The sequence below is a fragment of the Streptomyces sp. NPDC049879 genome, from assembly GCF_044461265.1.
Taxonomy (GTDB): Bacteria; Actinomycetota; Actinomycetes; order Streptomycetales; family Streptomycetaceae; genus Streptomyces.
Genome location: NZ_JBITKT010000001.1, coordinates 38795 through 53973, shown reverse-complemented (window position 1 = coordinate 53973; position 15179 = coordinate 38795). Strand labels below are relative to the sequence as shown.

General features: G+C 73.3%; 17 protein-coding genes. 10 read left to right on the top strand and 7 right to left on the bottom strand.

The genetic code is table 11. The features are described from left to right. Positions 1-19: 19 nt before the first annotated feature. Positions 20-1048: a LacI family DNA-binding transcriptional regulator gene (locus ACIBPC_RS00285; RefSeq protein ID WP_398840225.1), complete on the bottom strand. Its 1029-nt coding sequence runs from the start codon at positions 1046-1048 to the stop codon at positions 20-22. Between the two features lie 191 nt (positions 1049-1239). Here ACIBPC_RS00285 and ACIBPC_RS00280 point away from each other — a divergent pair, with 191 nt between their 5' ends. The 3 genes from ACIBPC_RS00280 to ACIBPC_RS00270 are packed head-to-tail and all read left to right on the top strand — an operon-like array spanning position 1240 to position 4402. After that, on the top strand, positions 1240-2553 hold the full coding sequence (locus ACIBPC_RS00280; protein WP_398840223.1) for an ABC transporter substrate-binding protein: 1314 nt from the start codon (positions 1240-1242) through the stop codon (positions 2551-2553). Next, entirely contained in the window at positions 2550-3482 is a 933-nt protein-coding gene (locus tag ACIBPC_RS00275) for a carbohydrate ABC transporter permease (RefSeq protein ID WP_398840221.1), read from the top strand. The genes ACIBPC_RS00280 and ACIBPC_RS00275 overlap by 4 nt, the downstream gene beginning before the upstream one ends. Before the next feature lie 5 nt (positions 3483-3487). Next, positions 3488-4402, top strand: coding sequence for a carbohydrate ABC transporter permease (locus tag ACIBPC_RS00270; protein ID WP_398840219.1), 915 nt, complete (start codon positions 3488-3490; stop codon positions 4400-4402). Between the two features lie 22 nt (positions 4403-4424). On the opposite strand, the gene ACIBPC_RS00265 is transcribed toward ACIBPC_RS00270, so the two are convergent. Beyond that, on the bottom strand, positions 4425-5195 hold the full coding sequence (locus ACIBPC_RS00265) for a phytanoyl-CoA dioxygenase family protein (protein ID WP_398840217.1): 771 nt from the start codon (positions 5193-5195) through the stop codon (positions 4425-4427). Between the two features lie 127 nt (positions 5196-5322). Here ACIBPC_RS00265 and ACIBPC_RS00260 point away from each other — a divergent pair, with 127 nt between their 5' ends. Then, positions 5323-6129, top strand: a complete 807-nt coding sequence (locus tag ACIBPC_RS00260; RefSeq protein WP_398840216.1) for an AraC family transcriptional regulator — start codon at positions 5323-5325, stop codon at positions 6127-6129. Between the two features lie 10 nt (positions 6130-6139). Here ACIBPC_RS00260 and ACIBPC_RS00255 read toward each other — a convergent pair whose 3' ends face one another. After that, a complete protein-coding gene (locus ACIBPC_RS00255; protein ID WP_398840214.1) occupies positions 6140-6811 on the bottom strand; it encodes a DUF4097 family beta strand repeat-containing protein in 672 nt (223 codons plus the stop codon). Positions 6812-7041: 230 nt separating this feature from the next. Here ACIBPC_RS00255 and ACIBPC_RS00250 point away from each other — a divergent pair, with 230 nt between their 5' ends. Further along, positions 7042-7788 (top strand): helix-turn-helix domain-containing protein, encoded by a 747-nt coding sequence (locus tag ACIBPC_RS00250; protein ID WP_398841731.1) that lies wholly within the window; start codon positions 7042-7044, stop codon positions 7786-7788. Here ACIBPC_RS00250 and ACIBPC_RS00245 read toward each other — a convergent pair. Then, positions 7785-8207, bottom strand: coding sequence for a hypothetical protein (locus ACIBPC_RS00245; protein ID WP_362966239.1), 423 nt, complete (start codon positions 8205-8207; stop codon positions 7785-7787). The genes ACIBPC_RS00250 and ACIBPC_RS00245 overlap by 4 nt on opposite strands. An 11-nt stretch (positions 8208-8218) precedes the next feature. Further along, positions 8219-8935: a hypothetical protein gene (locus tag ACIBPC_RS00240; protein ID WP_398840213.1), complete on the bottom strand. Its 717-nt coding sequence runs from the start codon at positions 8933-8935 to the stop codon at positions 8219-8221. A 127-nt stretch (positions 8936-9062) separates the two neighbouring features. Between ACIBPC_RS00240 and ACIBPC_RS00235 the strand changes: the two genes are divergently transcribed. The 3 genes from ACIBPC_RS00235 (at position 9063) to ACIBPC_RS00225 (ending at position 12481) form a co-directional block, all read left to right on the top strand. After that, positions 9063-9770 (top strand): Crp/Fnr family transcriptional regulator, encoded by a 708-nt coding sequence (locus tag ACIBPC_RS00235; protein WP_362966243.1) that lies wholly within the window; start codon positions 9063-9065, stop codon positions 9768-9770. A 107-nt stretch (positions 9771-9877) separates the two neighbouring features. Continuing rightward, positions 9878-12199 (top strand): AAA family ATPase, encoded by a 2322-nt coding sequence (locus ACIBPC_RS00230; protein WP_398840211.1) that lies wholly within the window; start codon positions 9878-9880, stop codon positions 12197-12199. A gap of 45 nt (positions 12200-12244) precedes the next feature. Next, positions 12245-12481 (top strand): hypothetical protein, encoded by a 237-nt coding sequence (locus ACIBPC_RS00225; RefSeq protein WP_398840210.1) that lies wholly within the window; start codon positions 12245-12247, stop codon positions 12479-12481. A 223-nt stretch (positions 12482-12704) separates the two neighbouring features. Here ACIBPC_RS00225 and greA read toward each other — a convergent pair whose 3' ends face one another. Together greA and ACIBPC_RS00215 are read right to left on the bottom strand one after the other, a co-directional pair. Continuing rightward, positions 12705-13205, bottom strand: a complete 501-nt coding sequence (greA, locus tag ACIBPC_RS00220) for a transcription elongation factor GreA (RefSeq protein WP_362966249.1) — start codon at positions 13203-13205, stop codon at positions 12705-12707. A gap of 216 nt (positions 13206-13421) precedes the next feature. After that, on the bottom strand, positions 13422-13841 hold the full coding sequence (locus tag ACIBPC_RS00215) for a DUF4307 domain-containing protein (RefSeq protein ID WP_398840209.1): 420 nt from the start codon (positions 13839-13841) through the stop codon (positions 13422-13424). Between the two features lie 144 nt (positions 13842-13985). Between ACIBPC_RS00215 and mca the strand changes: the two genes are divergently transcribed. Then, a complete protein-coding gene (gene mca, locus ACIBPC_RS00210) occupies positions 13986-14858 on the top strand; it encodes a mycothiol conjugate amidase Mca (RefSeq protein ID WP_398840208.1) in 873 nt (290 codons plus the stop codon). A 4-nt stretch (positions 14859-14862) separates the two neighbouring features. Next, positions 14863-15090: a hypothetical protein gene (locus ACIBPC_RS00205; RefSeq protein WP_398840206.1), complete on the top strand. Its 228-nt coding sequence runs from the start codon at positions 14863-14865 to the stop codon at positions 15088-15090. The last annotated feature ends 89 nt before the right edge of the window (positions 15091-15179 follow it).

The window sequence follows — 15179 nt, the reverse complement described above, 5'->3', positions numbered from 1 at the left end:
CCGCGGACTCGCCGCGGGGTCAGTCGTCTGCGATGGTCGAGCCGCGCGCCACCAGCCGGGGCGCGACGAACTCGGTGCCGCGCGGTCCGGTGTCCGCGCCGGTCTCGGGCTGTATCTCGCCGAGCAGGCGTTCCGCCGCCCGCTGGCCGAGCCGCTCCAGCTCCATGTCCACCGTCGTGAGGGGCGGCCGGCTGGCGGCCCACATCACTTCCCAGTTGTCGTAGCCGGTGACCGCGACGTCGTGCGGGACGCGCAGGCCGCTCTCCCGCAGCCGGTCGACGGCGGCCCGCGCGAGCTGGTCGGACGCGCACACGAGGGCGGTGAACGACGGGGTCTCCCGGTCGCGCAGGAGCAGGCCGACCGCCTGCCGGCCCCACGGTTCGCTCCACTCGCCGAAGAGGGGCTCCCCGACGAGTTCCATCCCGGCCGCGGTCAGGGCCTCCCGGAGCGCGGCGAGGCGCACGCGGGAGCTGTTCTGGTCGGGGCGGCCGCCGATGTGCGCCACCCGGCGGTGGCCGAGGGCGCGGAGGTGGTCGACGACCATGCGGACCCCGGCCGCGTCGTCGGGGACCACGGAGATGTCGTCGGGATCGGTCGACGGCGCCAGGGCGTAGACGACGGGCACGGGGACGTGGATCGGCGCGCGGGCGTCGGTGGTCTTGCCGGTGACGATGATGCCGTCGACCCGCCGCGCGACGAGTGTCCTCAAGTGGTGCTGCTCGCGCACCGAGTCGTGGCGCGCGGTGGCCACCAGCGTGGAGATCTCCCCGACGGTGAGGGCGTTCTCCGCGCCGAGCATCACGGGCATGCTGAACCGGCCGACGTCGTCCGTGCTCAGCAACCCCACGATGAACGTCCGCCGCATCGACAGCGCGCGGGCGCCCGCGTCCGACACGAAGCCGAGGCGCTCGGCCGCCGCGCGTACCCGTTCCCGGGTCGCGGGCCTGAGGGAACCCGCGTCGTTGAGGGCCTTCGAGGCGGTGCTGGGGGAGACGCCGGCGGCCCGCGCGACATCGACGAGGCGCACGGACCGACCTTCCTGCTTCATCGTTCCTCCGGTTTTCCGTGCGTTCCATCTGACACTACGAGGACCCACCCGTCAACGCCCATCATGGCGCCGACATGCCGCTTCAACTGTGGACTTCGGGGTTGACGCCCCGCGAAGAGCAGCCTACCGTCACCGGAAACCGGTTTCCTAATTTTCTTCAGGGTTTCCTCTTCGGGAAGTTGAGACATGAGATGGAACTCACTCGGAGCCGCTTCCTCGCACTCCTCGGCGGCGGCGGTGCGGCACTGGCGCTCGCCGGCTGCTCCCGGGCGTCGGCGCCGCTCGACGTCGGCGACGCCGCGCGCGACCCCGAGCCCTCGGGCACGGTGCGGCTGTGGGCGCGCGGCGGCCTCAGCGCCACCGTGCAGGACGTCGTGGACCGCTTCCACGCGGCCCAGGACAGGGTCCACGTCGAGCTGACGCCCGTGCAGGACGGCCAGTTCGTCACCAAGCTCGCCACCGCCATCCGCGGCGGCCGCGAGCCCGACCTCGTCGACATGGACGACGTCAACTCCGCCCTGTTCATCCACCGCGGCGTCTTCGCCGACCTCACCCCGCTGCTCGACACGCTGCCCTACCGCGACCAGTTGAGCCCCGGGCACCTCGCGGTCGGCAAGCGCGACGGCGGCCACTACGCCGTACCGTCCCTGGCCGACGCGTCCGCGCTCTGGTGCAACCGCGCGCTGCTTGACCGCGCGGGGATCGGACTCGACGAGGCCACGGGGTCGTTCGCCGGCTACCTCGAAGCGGCGCGGGCCGTCTCCGCGCTCGGGGACGACATGTACGGCTGGTCCTTCCCCGGCAACGCCAGCGGGGCGCTCGCCTTCACCGTCCCGCCGCATGTCTGGGCGGGCGGCACCGACTTCGTCACCGGTCCGGTCGAACGCCAGCGCGGCCACATCGTGGACAACGAACCGCTGCGCCAGACCCTGGAGTTCCTGCGCACCCTCTGGGAGGAGCAACTCGTGCCGCAGGGCTGCTACTCCGACGACGGTATCCGCTGGTCGGCCGACTTCCACGCGGGCAAGGTGGCCATGCTGCCCGCCGGTTACGGGGTCGTCTACCCGGACGCGTCGCAGGACCTGCGCGACGAGCTGGCGGTGCGGCTGCTGAGCGGCCCCGACGGCGGCCGCGCGTTCTTCGACGGCGGCAGCAACTTCTGTATACCCAACGGCTCCGGCAACCCCGCCGGTGCCTTTGCGTTCATGCGCTTCAGCCTCGATCTGCCGCAGCAGCGGCGGCTTCCGGAGAACGGCTACACCCCCGTCCGCGCGGACGCGGCGTCGGCGGACTTCCGCGCCGAGTACCCGCTCTCCGTGCCGCCCCTGGACGACATCGACGCGGGGCGCGCGCCGCTCAACCTCGCGTACAACCGCATCTTCAACCAGTCCGACGGTCCCTGGCTCGCCATGGTCCGCCAGGCAGTCTTCGGCGGCCAGGTCGAACGGGCCCTGCGGGACGCGCAGCAGGCGTTCGACGACATCCTTCGACAGGGGGACGCATGAGCACGCTCGCCGCCGACACCCAGACCGAGACCAAGCCGAAGGCGCCCCGCGCCCGTTCGGGCTCCCTCACCCACCGCCCGCGCACCGGCCTGCTCCTCGTCTCGCCCGCCGTGGTGCTCGTCGCGGTGTTCGCGCTGGCGCCGCTGGGCGTCGCCGCCTGGATCTCCCTCACCGACTTCCCCCTCATCGGACCGCACCGGTTCGTCGGCCTGAAGAACTACGAACTCCTCTGGTCCGACCCGGCGTTCGGGCGCTCCATCGGATTCACGCTGCTCTACACGGTCATCGTGACACCGCTGATCCTCGGCCTGGGCTACGGACTCGCCGTCCTGGTCCGCTCGAACCGGCGCGGCGCCACCGTCCTGCGCACCATCTTCTTCCTCCCGTTCATCATCGGGCTGAGCACCATCAGCTTCGTCACCCTCCTCGAAGCCCAGCCGAGCAGCGGGATGCTCAACACGGCCCTGGAGGCGCTCGGCCTCACCGACGGCACGACCGCCTGGCTGGTGGACGGCCCGCTGGCCACCGGCCTCATCATCGCCATGGTGGTCTGGGGGACGTCCGGGCTCACCATGGTGCTGCTGATGTCCGCCATGCAGGGCATCCCCCGCGAGGTCTACGAGTCGGCCGAGCTGGACGGCGCCGGCTGGTGGCGCACCGAGCGGCACATCACCCTGCCCATGCTGCGCCGCGCGATCACGCTGAGCACGGTCCTGTCCGTCGTCGGATCGCTGCTCGCCTTCCCGCAGTTCTACATCCTCACCCAGGGCGGTCCCGGCTCGGACACGACGACCGCCGTGATGGCGCTGTGGCGACGCGCCTTCGTGGACCTGCAGTTGGGCGCCTCGGCGGCGATGTCGCTCGTCCTCGTACTGATCGTCGCCGCCGTCGTCGGCCTGCAGTTCTGGCTGCTTAGGGAAAAGGACTGAGTGCCATGACCACCACCCTGACGAACCGCCCCGAGGCGGAGCAGCACTCCCCCCGGCCCCCGGCGCGGCGGCTGCGCGCCGAACGGGCCGACCGCCGCCTCAGGAACCTGCTGTACGCCGTGGCCGGGGTCGGCGCGGCGCTCGTCTTCCTCGTGCCGCTGGCCCTCGCGCTCGTCCGCGCGGTGCAGCCCACCGACGTCGTGATGAACGCGCCGAGCGCGTCCACCTTCTTCGACTGGACCACGGACAACTTCACCGACATCATCACCACCGGCATCCTCGGCCGCCCGGTGCTCAACAGCCTGCTCGTCTCGCTCGCGACGGCCGCCCTCACCGCCGTGCTCGCGACCCTGGCCGGCTACGGCTTCGCGCGCTTCTCGTTCCGCGGCCGGGGCGCCATGTTCGGCGCGGTCACGCTGACGATGATGGTGCCCTTCCAGGCGATCCTGACGCCGCTCTACCTGCAGCTGAACACCATGCGGCTCACCGACTCGCTGCTCGGCCTCGTCCTCTTCTACACCACGGTCAACATGCCGTTCGGGGTGTTCGTGATGCGGTCCGCGTTCGCCGCCGTGCCCGAGAGCCTGGAGGACTCGGCGCACGTGGACGGGGCGGGGCTGGCGCGCATGCTGCTCTCGGTGCTGCGCCCGCTGATCACACCGGGCGCGGCGACGGTGGCGCTGTACGCGTTCCTGGCGTCGTGGACGGAGTTCCTCGGCGCGCTGACGTTCCTCACCGACGAGGACCTGTACACGCTGCCGGTGAGCCTCGCCAACCTCCAGCAGGGCACGTACGGCCAGGTGGACTTCGGCCTGCTGGCGGCGGGCGCGGTGGTGGCGATGGTCCCGTGCGTCGTGCTCTTCGCGGCACTGCAGCGCTTCTACGTGGCGGGCCTGGTGACCGGCGCCGTGAAGGGCTGACGGCGCCGGGTCCGTCACCGGTTCAGGAGCCGGTGACGCGGCCCGCGTCGAGGAAGCGTTCGAAGGAGCCGATGGGTTCGCCGCCCGTCTTGGCGGTGATCACCTCGCGGGAGTACTGGGCGAGGTAGACGCGGCGGTAGCGGTCGGTGAGGTTCGGGCCGCTGCGGTGGATCATCACGCTGGAGAACACCGCGATGGACCCGGCGGGCACGGTCACGGGCACGCCGGGGTCGGAACCGAAGTAGCAGACCTGGTCGTTGGTCCGCTCGTCCTTGATGTGCCGGACGTACGACCGGATGCCGGAGCGCGAGTACGGCAGCAGGTGGACCGCGCCGTTCTCCTCCGTCACGTCGTCGAGGGCGATCCAGCAGGTGACGTACGGCTCGTGGTCCTCGTGGACGTAGCCGGAGTCCTGGTGCCAGGCGAACGAGGTGTCCTTGTCGGCGGCCTTGATGACGTACTGCTCCCAGAAGAGGTAGGCGTCGGGTCCCAGGGTCGCCCGGCAGATCTCGGCCATCGTCTCGCCGAAGAGGAAGCCGCGCAGCTCCGGCAGGTCCTGGTAGATCATGTTGCTGAAGTAGCGCTTGCCCCGCGCGTTGATGCCGAGCCGGTCCACCCCGGCCGCGTCCATCGCCGCGTCCGCCTTCTCCACGGCGTGCCGGGCGCCGCCGCGCAGCAGTTCGAGTGCGTCGGGCTCCAGGGCGCGTTCGATGACGAACCAGCCCTCCTCCCGGTACTGGGCGGCCATTTCGGGTGTGACCAGTGGGGTGCGGTCGTGCGCGGTGGGAGTCATGGCGGTCTCCTGAACTGATCGCTTCTGCCCGGTGGTTCGTCCTCCGGTTCCGGTGTCGGCGACGCTATGGCGCGGCGGCGGGGCGGGGGAATGGACGCCGTGACCGGCGTATGTACATTCTGGGCCGATGGCACCTGGCATACGGATCCTCCGGACCGACGGGCGGCGGACCCGCCTCGGCCGCCTCCTGCTCGCGGGCGAGGTCGTCGACGCCGAGCCCGCCCCGTCGCGCGGGCTGCGGACGGCACCCGGCTGGGTCCTGTCGCATGTGGTCGAGGGCAGCGGCACGTACCGCGACGGCGACGGCCGTGTGGAGGCCATCGGGCCCGGCATGGTCACGGCGGTCGCGCCGGGCGTGCCCCACACGTACGGCACCCCGCCCGGGGGCCGCTGGACCGAACTCTTCGCCATCGTCACCGGCCCGCTGGCCGACATGCTCGCGGCGGTCGGCGTGCTGAACGGGAACGGGCCCCGGTCCCCCCGGACCCCCCTGCCGGCGCCCGCCCTCCGCGCGGTCCTGGGGGCCGCGCAGCCGAGCACCGCCGCCGCCGAGCACCAACTGCTGGCCCTCGCCGACCTGTTGATCGACACGAACGCGCCCGCGTCCCCCTCCCCCGGCGACCCGATAGCGGCCGCCGAGGCGCTGCTGACCGCGGATCTGCACACGCGCGTCAATCTGCGCGAGGTGGCCGCGGCGGTGGGGATGCCGTACGACACGTTCCGCCGCCGGTTCACGGCGGAGGTGGGGCAGGCCCCCCTCGCCTACCGGACCGCGCACCGGCTGCGGGGGGCCGCCACACTGCTGCGGACGACCACCATGACCGTCCGGCAGATCGCGCGGCTCTGCGGGTTCGAGGACGAGTTCCACTTCTCCCGCCGCTTCCGCGCCCGGTTCGGCGTGCCCCCCGGCGCGTACCGGCGGGGGGCCGGCTGAGCCGCGCCCGTCACAGGCTGCGGGCGGTGATGTCGCCGTACGAGGTGGTGGCGTGGATGGTCAGGTCCGGTGCGGTGGCGCCGGTGTTGACCAGAGCGTTGTGGACGCGGCCGTACGCGGTTCCGGCGTCCAGGGTGGCCGAGGTGCCGCGGGCGGCGCCGACCGAGATGGCGCCGGAGTCGGTGCGCAGGGTGAGCGCGCCCCGTACGGCCTCGGTGACGGCAAGGTCGCCCTTCCTGGTGCTGATGTCCGCGGGGCCGGTGAGGCGGCCGACGGTGATGTCCCCTTCCTGGACGGTGAGGTCGGCCCGCGCGGCCTCGTCGAGCTTGACCGTGGCCCGCGCGGCGTCGAAGGTGACGTCGCCGAGCCGTCCGACGCCGCGCAGTTCGGCGTCGGCGGCCTTCACCTCGACGCGGGAGCCGGCGGGCAGCCTGACGGTCACCTCGACGGAGCCGGAGGAGCCGAGGACGCGGTGCTTCGGCTCGGGGGCCTCGATCCGCAGCACGCCGTCGGCGTAGGTGACGCCGACCTGCCCGGCCGCCTTGACGTCGCGCCCCTTGGCGGCGTCGGCGGGGAGGACCTCGACGGTGGTGTCGGCCCGGTCGGCGGCGATGAGGCGGACGCGCCCGGCGGGGACGTCGACGACGGCGGCGATGGCGGCGGGGGTGGCGAACTCCTGCATGGTTCTCTCCTTGGCTTCGCTGTTTCGAACAATGAGAACGCTACGTTGCGTTCGCAGTTCGGGCAACAAGCTTGTTGCACAGAGATAATGTTTGCGCAGCTCAGAGCAGCTATTTCGTTGCAACAGTTCTGAATCTAACGCAACGAAGCTCCGCCATCCGTTGCAATGAGATGACGGTGAACGCTAAGCTGGCCGCGTCACAGCGCACGCGCACCGAGGAGGACCCCGCGATGCCGGGAGGCAGGCTCACCCAGCAGGAACGCCGTCAGATCGCGTCAGGACTGGCCGACGGCCTCGCCTACGCCGAGATCGCCCGCGCCCTCGACCGCCCCACCTCGACGGTCACGCGCGAGGTGATGCGCAACGGCGGCCCCACCGCCTACCGCGCCGAACTGGCCCACCGCGCCACCGAACGCCGCGCCCGCCGCCGCAGGCAGCCCGCCCCCCAGGGCCCCGAGGCGCCCGCCCGGACCCACGGGCGCGACCCGGACGCGGTGGCGGAGTACGAGGAGGCGTTCACCACCGTCCTGATGGCCACCGGCGTGCCCAAGATGGGCGCCAAGGTGCTGACCTGCCTCTACACGACCGACGAGGGCAGCCTCACCGCCGCCGAACTCGTCCGCCACCTCCAGGTCAGCCCCGCGTCCGTCTCCAAGGCCATCGCCTACCTGGAGGCCCAGGGCCTGGTCCGCCGCGAGCGCGACGAGCGCCGCCGCGACCGGTACATCTCGGACAACGACGTCTGGTTCCAGGCCATGCTCGACAGCGCGAGGTCGAACGCCCGGCTCGTCGAGACCGCGCGGCAGGGCGTCGCCGTCCTCGGCCCGGGGACCCCGGCCGCCGTCCGGCTGGAGAACATCGCCCGCTTCCTCGACTTCGTCGGCGAGAGCATCGCCCGCGCCGCCGAGCAGGCCCGCGAGGTCCTCCACACCGGACCGGGGACGGACGCGGACGGGGACGCCGCCGACAGACCCTAGCCGGCCCCGCCGGTGTGGAGGTCGCCGTGCTGGACGGCGTAGACCGTGCCGGAGTCGCGCGCCGTGTTGTGCTGCTCCAGCGTGGAGGCCGCCCGCCCGTCGCCCGCCAGCGCGGCCCCGACGTCGGCGGTCAGCCGGGCGAGCGCCGTACGGCAGGCGGGCTCGCGCAGCAGCAGCCCGGCGAGTTCGACGGTCCACACGCCCGCCAGGGCCCGCCGGGCGTCGTCCGGGACCGTCGCGTCCCGCACCGTGGCCGCGTCCTCCGCCAGGCGGGCCGCGACGGCGTCGCCGCGCTCGGGGTCGCCCCGGCGGAAGAGCTGGAGGACGGCCTCCCGGGTGCCGTGCCACAGGTCGGTGGCCATCGTCGTCACCACGGCCAGGGCCCCCGCCTCGGCCAGCAGCGTCAGTTCATCGGTCATGGGACGCCCCCTCAGCCTTTCCGGCCGACGTTCATGGTGCCGTTCTGCACGGCGTAGACGGCGCCGTGGCCCGACGCCCTGTTGATCATGCGCGGCGCGCCCGCCGCCCCGCCCTCCCCCGCCCCCACCGGCTCCTGGGACGGCTCCGCCTCGTACGCGGGCACGTGCAGCCACGCGTCCGCGCTGAACTCCTTCTCCCGCACGGCCACCCGCCGGAACGCCCCCGGGTCGATTCCCGGCCGCCCCTGGTGCACCGTGTCCTCGTGGAAGTGGCGCGAGACGAGCAGCGCCGCCGTCGCCCCGGGCTCGCGCTCCAGCGCGGCGTGCGCCGGGACCGAGTCGAGCAGCCTGGCGAGGACTTCGAGCGGCCGGCCGACGACCGTGCCGTCCGGCCCGACGTACACGTCCCCCGCGTGCAGGGCGATCCGGACGCGGACCTGGGTGAGCGGCCCGGCGAGCCGGTTGTGCGCCCGGAGCCGCGCGGTGAGTTCGTGGACCAGCGGGTGGAGCAGGCGCGTCTTGGGCGTCCCGGCGGGGGCGGCGACCCGTACGCCGTCGCCGAGGTCGTGCCGCAGGCAGGCCCCCCAGTCGATGCCGCTGCGGGCGAACGCCTCGCGCAGCGCCGTCCCCAGCGCCTCGCGGATCTGCCGGAGCGCCACGTCGCCGCGGCCCGCGGAGCCCGCGATGTCCACCGCGAGCAAGGCCCGGTATTCCGGCACGTCTTCCATACGGCCCCTCCTCGTCGTGCGCCCGTCGTGCGCGTGCTCCCACCCTGCCCCGATTGAACGGGCGACATCCCGTCGCAATACTGGATCGGCCCGATGTCGCGCGGCGGGAGGCGGGAGGCGGGGACGCATGGACGGCACGACGCCAGGCCGCGGCCCGTCCTGGCCGCCGTCGAGCCTGCTCGGCTCGCTCGCCGGACCGGCCCGCGAGCGGCTCCTCGCGCTGGGCGCGCGCACGCGGTACGAGGCGGGCCGCGTGCTGATGCGCGAGGGGGAGCGGACGACGTTCGTCCTCGTCCTCCTCCAGGGCGTGGTGAAGGCGACCGGGCTGACGCCGGACGGCCGGGACGCGCTGCTGGCCGTGCGCATGGGCGGCGACCTGGTCGGGGAGCTGGCGGCGGCGGACGGCGGGCCCAGGTCGGCGACGGTCACGACGTGCGGGCCCGTGGTCGCGCGGGTCGTCAGCCAGGAGGAGTTCCTCGGCTGCACGCGCCGCGACCCGGGCATCGCGCAGGCGGTGAACGCGTCGGTCGTCTCGAAGCTGCGCGTCGCGAACGCCCGCCGCGTGGACTTCACCGGCTGCGACGCCGCGACCCGGCTGGCCCGCGTCCTGCACCAGATCGTGCTGACCCACGGCGAACGGTCGGGCGCGGGCGCGGTGATCCGCTGGCCCCTCACCCAGCCGGAGCTGGCGACCCTCTCGGGCACCGCCGAGCCGACCGTGCAGAAGGTGCTGCGCAGGCTCCGTGAGTCGGGGGTGATCTCCACCGGCTACCGCACCGTGCGGGTGGAGGACCTCGCCCGCCTGACCGCCATCGCCTTCGGCCCGCGGCCCTGACCGTGTGTAAAGCAAATGCGCGGAAACAGTCGTACGACGGTTTTCCGGCGCGCGTCGGCCGCTAGCGTGCCAGGCGGAGTCAACGGGTGAGGGAAGTGGGGAGGGCCATGGCAGAGACGGACGGCGACGACGGGGACGCGCCGGAAGGCGGCGGCAGCGACCACCGCGTGCACGTCGGCGGCGACGCGACGGGGACGTTCATCGCGGGGAACCACAACGTGGTGATCGACGCGCACGGTTCGACGGTGAACGTCCTCCCGCCCCAGCGGCGGCCGGCGCCCGTGCGGCGCGGCCGCGTCGCGCTCCTCCCCCGGCGGCAGCCCGAACCGGTCGGCCGCGAAGCCGACTTGGCGAGACTGCGGCACGCCCTGCTCGCGCACGGGCTCGTGCAGGTGTGGGGCCCGCCAGGCGTCGGCAAGAGCACCCTGCTGCGGCACGCGGCCCACCACCTCGAACCGGGCCCGGACGGCGTGCTGTTCCTCGACGCCGCGCACCGGGAGCCGGGGGATCTGGCCCAGGAGGTCTTCGAAGCCTGTTACGACGCGCCGGGTTACGCGCCGACCGGGCCCGAACTGCGGCGCCTGATGGCCGGGATACGGGTCACGGTGTACGTGGACGGCGGGGACGACGGGGACCTCACCCCCGAGGGCCTGCGGCTGCTCGCGGACGCCGCGCCCGACGCGACGTTCGTCTTCGCGTGCCGGGAACGCTCGTTACCCGGCGAGAGCGGGCACCTGGAGCTGCGCGGCCTCGACCCGGCATCCGGACTCCGCCTGCTGGAACGGGAGTTGGAGCAGCCGCTCCCCGAGGGCGAACGGGCGGCGGCCGACGAGCTGTGCACGCTGTCCCTCGGCCTCCCCCTGTTCCTGCTGCGCGCGGCGGGCCTCGCCGCGCCCAACGCGTCGGGCGGGGTCACCCTGCCGCGCCCCGCCGCGGTCACGGGCCTGCTGCCGCTGCTGCTCGACCGGCTCGACGCGGCGTCCGTCCGCACCCTGCGGCTGTTCGCGACGCTGAACGGCGCCGGGCTGGACCCGGTGCACGTCGGCGCGCTGTGCGGCGTGCAGGGCGCGGCGTCGGTGTGCGGCCGGCTGGCACGGCTCGGCCTGCTGGCGGCGACGGAACGCGGCTACCGGAGCGCCGCCGACGTCGTCCCCGAGATCCTGCGCCGGTCCCCGGAGACGTACCCCGCCGACCGGCTGTGCGACCACTTCGCCCGCTGGGCGGAGCTGCCGGCCACCACGCCGGCCCAGGTCGCGGACCACGGGCGCGCGCTGGAGCTGGCCGCCGCGCTGGCGGAGCGGCAGGGGCGGCCCGACCTGGCCGTACGGCTGGCGCGGGCCGTGTCGCCCTACCTCGCGCAGTCGCTGCGCTTCGGCGTGTGGGGGCGGCTGCTGGACCAGGGGCACGACGCCGCGCGGCGGGCGGGCGACACGGCGGCCACGGCGTACTTCACCCACGAGAAGGCCATCCGCTGCCTCCTCATCGGGCGGCGCGTGGTGGCGGCGGCGCTGCTGGCCGAGGCGGTGGTGCTGTGGCGGCAGCTCGGCGACGACGCGGGCGTGCAGGCGGCGCTCGACGCGCAGCAGTACACGCCGCCGCCGTCCGCCCAGCCCGACCCCGGCGCGGCGACGTGGACCGACCCGGGAACCACCGCGCCACCACCCCAGCCCGACCCGAGCACCGCCACGTGGACCGACCCCGGCACCACCGCACCACCACCCCAACCCGACCCCACCACCGCCACGTGGACCGACCCCGGCACCACCGCACCACCACCCCAACCCGACCCCACCACCGCGACCTGGAGCGCCCCCGACCCCGCCACCGCCTCGGCGGTCAACCCCGGCCCGCCGCCCGGCGCGGACGCGTGGGCCGCCCCGCCCTTCCCCGCCGATCCGGCGACACCGGCGGCCGCCGCCGCCCACTCCTCCGCCGCGGCGTCGGCCGGGGGTGCCGCCGCGGGGGGCGGCACCGCCGCTGCCGCCGGGGCGGGGGCGGGCCTGGTCGCCACCGTGATCGGCGCCATCGCCGCGATCGTCATCGGCGTGGGCCTCTACCAGCAGGCGTCGGACGACGGATCGTCCGGCGACCCGGCCTCGTCGGCGTCCGGCGAGCTGGCCGGGGTCTGGCAGGACGGGATGGGCAACGTGTTCCAGATCGCCGAGGCGGGGGACGGCGCGTACCGGTTCAACGTGCAGGGCACCTGCGGCGATTCGAGCGTCGTGGAGATCACCGGCGGCTCCGGCAGCTACCGGGGCACGATGCCGGTGTGGGACGACACGACCTGCGGTACGACCCTGGGGGAGGCCGACATGACGATCTCGCTCGCCGCCGACGGCGCGAGCGCCGACGTCCTGACCACCGAACGGTCCGACGGGTCGTGGGAGTGCTTCAGCTGCGGAAGCGACACCTGGACCCGCCTGTCCTGATCCGACCAGACGAGACCAGACCCGTCAGCGAGGGGAGAACCCACCATGCCGCCTTCCCAGGGCGACCGGTTCACGATCAGCATCGGCGGTGACGCCAACGGCCCGGTCGTGGCCGGTCACCGCAACACGGTCGGCGCGCGTCCGCCCGCCGGGCCCGGCGACTCCGCGCCGGGCCCCGCCCAGACGACCACCGCCCGCGACCACGGCACCGCGTACACCGTCATGGAGGGCGAGCTGCACGTCCACCACGACGCCCCGGCCCCGCCGTCCGCGGAGGGCTGAGACCCCCCGCGGACGGCGCACGGCCGTCACGGGGCTCCTGGTACGGGGCTGTGGGGGGCCGGTCCGCGACCGGCGGGCCGCCACGCGGCGGCGAAGAGGGGACGGTGGCCCGGTGGTGTGTGTCCCGCGCGCCGGGGGCGTTCGTTCCGCCGCCCGCTCCGGCGCGCCGCCGGGCCCGTACCGTCGTCGTCCCGCCCGCGTCGGGGCAGGGACGGGGGGTGGGTCAGGCGGCCTGGTAGGGCTTCGCCGCGAGGACCTTCACATGGGCGGTGCGGCCGTTGGGGAGCGTGTACTCCGCGTCGTCGCCGACCTTCTTGCCGAGCACCCCGGCGCCGAGCGGCGACTGCGGGGAGTACGTCTCGATGTCCGAGGTGGCGAACTCGCGCGAGGCGAGGAGGAACGCCATCGTGTCGTCCTCGTCGCCGTCGAACGCGATGGTCACGACCATGCCGGGCGAGACGACGCCGGTGTCCGCCGGGGCGGCGCCGACCTGCGCGGTCTGCAGGAGCTGGGTCAGCTGGCGCACGCGCGCCTCCATCTTCCCCTGCTCCTCCTTGGCGGCGTGGTAGCCGGCGTTCTCCTTCAGGTCGCCCTCCTCGCGGGCGGCCTCGATCTTCTTGGCGATGTCGATGCGCGCGGGACCCGACAGGTGATCCAGCTCTGCCTTCAGCTGGTCGTACGCCTCCTGGGTCAGCCAGGTGACAGTGTCGCTGGTCTGGGTCACAGGTGCTCCTCGGGTACGTGATGGGGGATGGAACTGAGAACATAAAAACGAAGCCCGTCCCGGATGGCTACGCTCCTGGGCGGGCGAAACAACGATCGAACTGTTGACTCTAACAACGACGATCGGTGTGCGGAAGGATTACCCTCCGCTGCCGCGCGCGAAACCGCCACCGGTTTTCACCGGGGCGGCGCGCCGGCCGCGCGGCCGGGCCGGTGGTCATTGTCCGCCGTCCGCCTCGGAACAGCTCAGCAGCTCGGCGGCGGTGGCCCGTCCCGTGGTGCGCAGCGTCACGGTGCGGTGGACGCTGTCCGTGTCGTCGTCGAAGCGGAAGTCGGCGCGGCCCACCTCGAGACCGTCCTCGGCCTGCGCGCGGACGGTGCACACGCCGTCGGTGTCCGACGGCTTGCGGACCTGGAGGTTGACGTCGACCTCCTCGTCGGAGACGACGTCGAAGCCCGTCAGCTCGCCGGTGACCGGCTGGCCCGCGATGTACGACCAGCCCGCCCAGCCGACGAACGCGAGGAACACGGCGAGCAGGACCAGACCGGTCACCTTGAGGTGCCGGTCGGTGCGGGCGTCGGCCGACGGGTCGCGGCCGTACCGCCCCTCGGGGAGCCCTGCGCGCGCTTGAGCCATGTCGTACGTTCCTCGCCGGACGGACGCGGATGGGACGGGTGCCGGGCGGGCCGCGGGAAACCCCTGGGTATCCCGGAATAGCCGGCCCGGTCCATCAGTCACTATAGAAGGCGCAGTCGGAACGAGATGACGAGGACCGAGCTGGTGACAGAGAAGCTGCGGCTCATGGCCGTGCACGCCCATCCCGACGACGAGTCGAGCAAGGGCGCCGCCACGATGGCGCGCTACGCCGCCGAGGGCGTGGAGGTGATGGTCGCCACCTGCACCGGCGGGGAGCGCGGCTCGATCCTGAACCCGAAGCTCCAGGGCGACCCGTACATCGAGGAGCACATCCACGAGGTCCGCGCCAAGGAGATGGCGGAGGCCCGCGAGATCCTGGGCGTCCGGCAGGAGTGGCTCGGTTTCGTGGACTCCGGGCTGCCGGAGGGCGACCCGCTCCCGCCGCTGCCGGAGGGGTGCTTCGCGCTGACGGACCTCGACGTGGCGACCGAGCGGCTGGTGCGGCTCGTGCGTGCGTTCCGCCCGCAGGTGATCCTCACCTACGACGAGAACGGCGGCTATCCCCACCCGGACCACATCATGACCCACAAGGTCTCGATGGCCGCCTTCGAGGCGGCGGGGGACCCGGGGCGGTTCCCGGACGCGGGCGAGCCGTGGCAGCCGCTGAAGCTGTACTACCACCAGGGCTTCAACCGGCAGCGGACCGTCGTGCTGCACGAGACGCTGCTGGCGCGCGGCCTGGAGTCGCCGTACGCCGAGTGGCTGGAGCGCTGGGACAAGTCGGACATGCCGGAGCGGACGCTGACGACCCGCGTGCCGTGCGCGGAGTACTTCCCCGTACGGGACAAGGCGCTGATCGCGCACGCGACGCAGATCGACCCGGACGGCGGCTGGTTCCGCGTGCCCATGGAGATCCAGCAGGAGATCTGGCCGACCGAGGACTACGAGCTGGCCGTCTCCCGTGTCGATACATCCCTACCCGAGTCGGACCTCTTCGCGGGTATCCGACAGAATTGACGTCATGGACGATGTGAGTGCGTGGCTGCCCCTCGCTTCGAAGGACCTGAACGAGTACACGGTGACGCCCGGTGTGCTGGGCTTCATCGTGTTCGCGGTGCTCGGTGTGGGCGTGTGGATCCTGCTGAAGTCCATGAGCAGGCACCTGGGCCGGATCAGCGTGCCGGAGGACGAGCCGGAGCAGGGGGCACGGGACGGCGAGCCCGCCGGTACGGGGTCGCGCGCGTCCTGAGGGCGCGGACGGCGGCCTGACCGGCGTCGGCCGGCAGGGACGCAGGACCGGACATCCACCGGTCACCTGCGGTCATCAGATGAACACTT